The organism is Sphingomonas bacterium, from assembly GCF_903643035.1.
GTDB lineage: Bacteria > Pseudomonadota > Alphaproteobacteria > Sphingomonadales > Sphingomonadaceae > Sphingomonas.
Genome location: NZ_CAHJWW010000210.1, coordinates 1 through 4,831 on the forward strand (window position 1 = coordinate 1; position 4,831 = coordinate 4,831).

Annotated in this window: 3 protein-coding genes and 1 rRNA gene; 1 reads left to right on the forward strand and 3 read right to left on the reverse strand. The window is 66.2% G+C overall.

Going from position 1 to position 4,831, the window contains the following annotated elements:
- Positions 1-766: ribosomal RNA gene (locus tag HUV01_RS12060) — 16S ribosomal RNA — on the reverse strand; the annotation flags it as partial.
- Between the two features lie 426 nt (positions 767-1,192).
- Here HUV01_RS12060 and HUV01_RS12065 point away from each other — a divergent pair.
- Positions 1,193-2,701, forward strand: coding sequence for a lipopolysaccharide biosynthesis protein (locus tag HUV01_RS12065; protein WP_174298488.1), 1,509 nt, complete (start codon positions 1,193-1,195; stop codon positions 2,699-2,701).
- 32 nt (positions 2,702-2,733) lie between these two features.
- On the opposite strand, the gene HUV01_RS12070 is transcribed toward HUV01_RS12065, so the two are convergent.
- Complete coding sequence (locus tag HUV01_RS12070; protein ID WP_174298489.1) at positions 2,734-3,768, reverse strand: DUF4167 domain-containing protein; 1,035 nt, start codon at positions 3,766-3,768, stop codon at positions 2,734-2,736.
- 214 nt (positions 3,769-3,982) lie between these two features.
- Entirely contained in the window at positions 3,983-4,789 is an 807-nt protein-coding gene (gene prmC, locus HUV01_RS12075; RefSeq protein WP_174298490.1) for a peptide chain release factor N(5)-glutamine methyltransferase, read from the reverse strand.
- Positions 4,790-4,831 lie beyond the last annotated feature (42 nt).

A 4,831-nucleotide genomic window follows, 5' to 3' on the forward strand; every position in this document is an offset into this window, starting at 1 on the left:
ATCATCGTTTACGGCGTGGACTACCAGGGTATCTAATCCTGTTTGCTCCCCACGCTTTCGCACCTCAGCGTCAATACATGTCCAGTCAGCCGCCTTCGCCACTGGTGTTCTTCCGAATATCTACGAATTTCACCTCTACACTCGGAATTCCACTGACCTCTCCATGATTCAAGCGATGCAGTCTAAAAGGCAATTCCAGAGTTGAGCTCTGGGCTTTCACCTCTTACTTACAAAGCCGCCTACGTGCGCTTTACGCCCAGTAATTCCGAATAACGCTAGCTCCCTCCGTATTACCGCGGCTGCTGGCACGGAGTTAGCCGGAGCTTATTCTCCCGGTACTGTCATTATCATCCCGGGTAAAAGAGCTTTACAACCCTAAGGCCTTCATCACTCACGCGGCATTGCTGGATCAGGCTTTCGCCCATTGTCCAATATTCCCCACTGCTGCCTCCCGTAGGAGTCTGGGCCGTGTCTCAGTCCCAGTGTGGCTGATCATCCTCTCAGACCAGCTAAGGATCGTCGCCTTGGTGCGCCTTTACCACACCAACTAGCTAATCCTACGCGGGCTCATCCCTCGGCGATAAATCTTTGGACTTACGTCGTCATCCGGTATTAGCAATCGTTTCCAACTGTTATTCCGAACCAAGGGGTAGATTCCCACGCGTTACGCACCCGTGCGCCACTAAGGCCGAAGCCTTCGTTCGACTTGCATGTGTTAGGCATGCCGCCAGCGTTCATTCTGAGCCATGATCAAACTCTCAAGTTTATGTTCCACGCGATCGGAGGGGAAAACCTTCGATTGCGCAGCTCATTTCAAGGAGCCTGCCTGCACTTAATCTTACGTATGGATACGTGAAGGACGTGTAGGCAGGCTTAACTTTTACCGAGCACCCGACGCCTTGAACGCCGGACCCGGAGCCGCCGCCCACATGTCCCTTCATCTTGACCAACAATGTCAAAGAGCGTCAGAAACAGACGCTTTAGCTACCCTCTTTTTGGGAGGGCTACCGGAGCGCCTGGTTTCTGGTGTCCGCCGGGGCAAACCGTGGTTTGCCGCTGCGGTGACGTCGCTCTAGGCCGGGTCGCTCAGGCCGTCAAACGCTTTTTTGCATTTTTCTGACGATCACATGGAAAAGGCTCGGAAAAGGGCCTTTTACCGCTTCCTTAGGGGGTCTGGACTACGGACCTCGGGATGTATCAGATCGACGCCGGACCGCACCAGTCAGCCGAATCGCTCGCGGACCGGGTGCGTCGCGCCGTCATCTGGCGGTCCGGGAGCCAGATCGTCGCCCAGACGGTGCAATGGGCGGCGACGTTTCTGGTGATCCGCATCCTGAGCCCCACCGATTATGGCCTGTTCGCGATGACCCAGGTCGTGCTGGTGCTGCTCAACATGCTCAACGGTTACGGTCTCGCGAGCGGCCTAGTCCGCCAGCGTGAGGTGAGCCATCGCGAGGTCCGCCAGCTGTTCGGAATGCTGTTGCTGCTGAACGGGGGTCTCGCGGCGGGCCAGTCGCTGCTCGCTCCCCTCGCCGCCGCCTACTACCGCCAGCCGATCGTGGCGGAACTGTTGCGCGTTCAGGCGCTGCTGTACCTCGCCACGCCCTTCATCGCATTACCACAGGCGTTGCTCGGCCGCGCGATGGACTTCCGGCACCAGGCCAAAGCCAATATCTGCGCCTCGATCGCCAGCGCCGCGACGGCGCTGGGCGGCGCGCTCGCCGGTTGGGGCGTATGGACACTGGTCGCGGCACCGCTGGCGATGTTCATGGTGCGTGCCGTTGCGTTGACGATCGCGGCGCGCTCGCTGGTCTGGCCGAGCTTCGACTTTCGGGGGGCAGGCCATCTTGCGCGCTATGGCGGGATCATGGCCGCAGGGCAGCTGACCTGGTTCGCGCAGAGCCAGGCAGACGTGTTCATCGCCGGCCGCTGGTTCACTCCGCACGTACTGGGTCTCTATACCACCGGCCTGTTCCTCACCCAGATCTTCGTCTCGAAGTTCGTGCCTCCGCTCAACGAGGTCGCCTTTACCGCCTATGCACGAATGCAGTCGCGGCCGGAGCTGCTGGCGGAAGGGTTCCTGCGCGCGGTGCGGGTGGTGATGCTCATCGCCCTGCCCTTCTACCTGGGGCTCGCGGCGACCGCCGGTCCGCTGGTCGCGACGGTGCTCGGCCCCAAATGGGTCGAGGCGGTGCCGGTCGTCCGGCTGCTCGCGTTGGCGATGCCGTTCATGACGCTCCAGATCCTACTCACCCCCGCATGCGATGCGAGGGGTCGACCGGGGATCGGAGTGCAGAACGGCGCGACCGGGGCGGCGATCCTGGCGCTCGCGTTCCTGATCGCGGTCCGCTGGGGAGCGACGGCACTCGCGGGGGCGTGGATCGTCGCCTATCCGGCCTATCTCGGCATCAGCCTGCGCCGTTCGCTGCCGATCATCGGCACCCGGGCGAGCGACCTTGCCGCGGCGATCGGACCGCCGGTCCTGGCGGCGAGCGCGATGGCACTGATCGTCACGACGACCGACTCGCTGATGCCAACGCTGCCTGCGATGATGCGCCTTGCGCTACTCGTAGTGATCGGAGGCGCAGGCTACGCCGGCTGGCTGGCCATCTTCGCCAGGCCGCTGCTGCGCGAGGTGGCGATCACGATCGGCCGGCAGCCCGCGTCACAGGCCCGCGTGCAGCCGGCCCCGCCGCTCTGAAGCGATGGTCCGGCGGCGCATGGCGACGTGCTTCAGTTCGCCTGACCGGCATCGGCCGGCTCGGCGACGACGCGGCGGCGGCGACGCGGCTTCACGACCGGTTCGCCCGAGTCGGGCTCGGCACTTGCCGAGACGCTGAGCGATGGCGGCAGCCGGTCGACGTCGAAACCCGACGGTTCCGCCTGCACCGGGACCACGCTCTCCTCGGGTCGCACCTTGGGCGGGCGACCGCGACGGCGTGGCACGGGTGCCTCCATGTCGGCGGCACGGACGGTCGACGCCTCCTGCAGCTCGGGCGACGGCGGGGTGATCCTCTCGTCCGCCGTCACCGGCATCTGGGCGGGAACCGACGGCTCGACGACGGGCTGCTCGGGCGTGCTCTCGGCGCGAAAGTCGCTATCGTTGCGCAGACGCGGGTTCTGCGTACCGTCGCGACGAGGCCGGTCCTGCCGCGGACGTTCGTCCGGACGTTGCTGGTCCTGACGTTGTTGGTCCGGACGGGGCTGGTCCGCGCGGGAGTGCTCGGGGCGGAGTTGCTCGGGGCGGGCGTCCTGTCGATCCTGCCGGGGTCGATCGTCACGGCGTGGACGGTCATCGGGGCGGCCATCCTGGCGCAGCTGCTGCCGCGGACGATCGTCCTGCGCCTGACGCCCATCCTGATTCGGCCGCCCATCCTGGCGATAGCGATCATCGGCGCGCGGCTGGTACTGGTCGGGCCGCGCAGGCTCTCCCTCCTGGCCGAAATCCTCGCCATCGCCGTCGAACTCGTCGTCGAACTCGTCACGGCCGTTGGCGCGTGCCTGCTGCTCCTCGAAGCGCGGGCGGCTTTCGGCCAGCACGCGGAAGTAATGATCCGCGAACTGGAGGTAATATTCGGTGTTCACCCGGTCGCCCTGGCGTTGTGCATCGCCGGCGAGCGCCTTGTACTTCTCGTAGAGCTGGCTGGCGTTGCCGCGTGCGCGGCTGTCGATGCGATTGCCGCTCTCGGACCGGCCGGGATTACCGCCCCCCACGCGCTGCTGACCACCACGGCCGCGACGACGGCCGTTCTGACGATTGTTGATCAATGCATTGTCCTCAACTGCAAAGGCCGGCCTTGCTCCCGGTAGGCATCCGTCCGTCACTCGATACGGCGGTTCGCCCGGCTGCATCGCGCGGCCCGAAGCGAGAATGGACTGCACGCCCGACATCGATCAAGTCGAAACCATGCGTCCCCAATCGAGCCTTACCCGCGAGCACCCGTATCTCCAAGCGAAAAGGTGGAACGTCGTCCGGACGGCGTCAAGGCGAAACGACTAGGCAACGATCCCGTCCCGCCAGGTCCCGGCGGCACGCGACCGACAGTCCCCGCGCACGGAACAGCGCGCCGGCCGCTTCGCCCTGATCCGCGCCGATCTCGATGCAGGCGACGCCGCCCGGCGCGATCTGGGCACGCAGAATGGGGGCGATCCGGCGATAGTCGTCGAGCCCGTCCGGACCGGCGAACAACGCGCCCGCCGGCTCGTACCGAGCCACCTCGTCGGGCAGCACCGTGCCCGCCGCGACATAGGGCGGGTTGCACAGGACGAGGTCGAACGCCTCGTTCGTCCCGCTCCAGTCGCCGGAACGGACGTGCGCGCGATGGGCACAGCCCAGCCGCCCGACGTTGCCGCCGGCAACGGCCAGCGCCGCGTCCGACGCGTCCAGCCCCACGCCGCTCGCGCAGGGCCACTCGTCGAGCGCGGCGAGCAGCAGCGCGCCCGACCCGGTGCCAAGGTCGAGCACCCTGCGCGGGCCTGCCGTGCCGGCGAAATGCGCGACCGCCGCCTCGATCAGCGTCTCGCTGTCCGCCCGCGGGATCAGCACGCCCGGCGCGACCGCGAGATCGATCGTCCAGAAGGCGCGGGTGCCGATGATGTAGGCGACCGGCTCATGCGCCGCGCGCCGGTCGGCGAGCGCGGCGAAGGTGGACGGGGCCGGATCGTCCAACCACCTCAGCAACATCGCCTCGCGCGACACGCCCAGCGCGTGCGCCATCAGCAGCTCGGCATCGAGGCGCGGGGTGGCGGAGGCGAAGCGCGCGGCGGCGGCGGCGAGGGCGTGGCGGATCGTGTCTTCTGCTCCCCTCCCGCTCGCGGGAGGGGCTGGGGG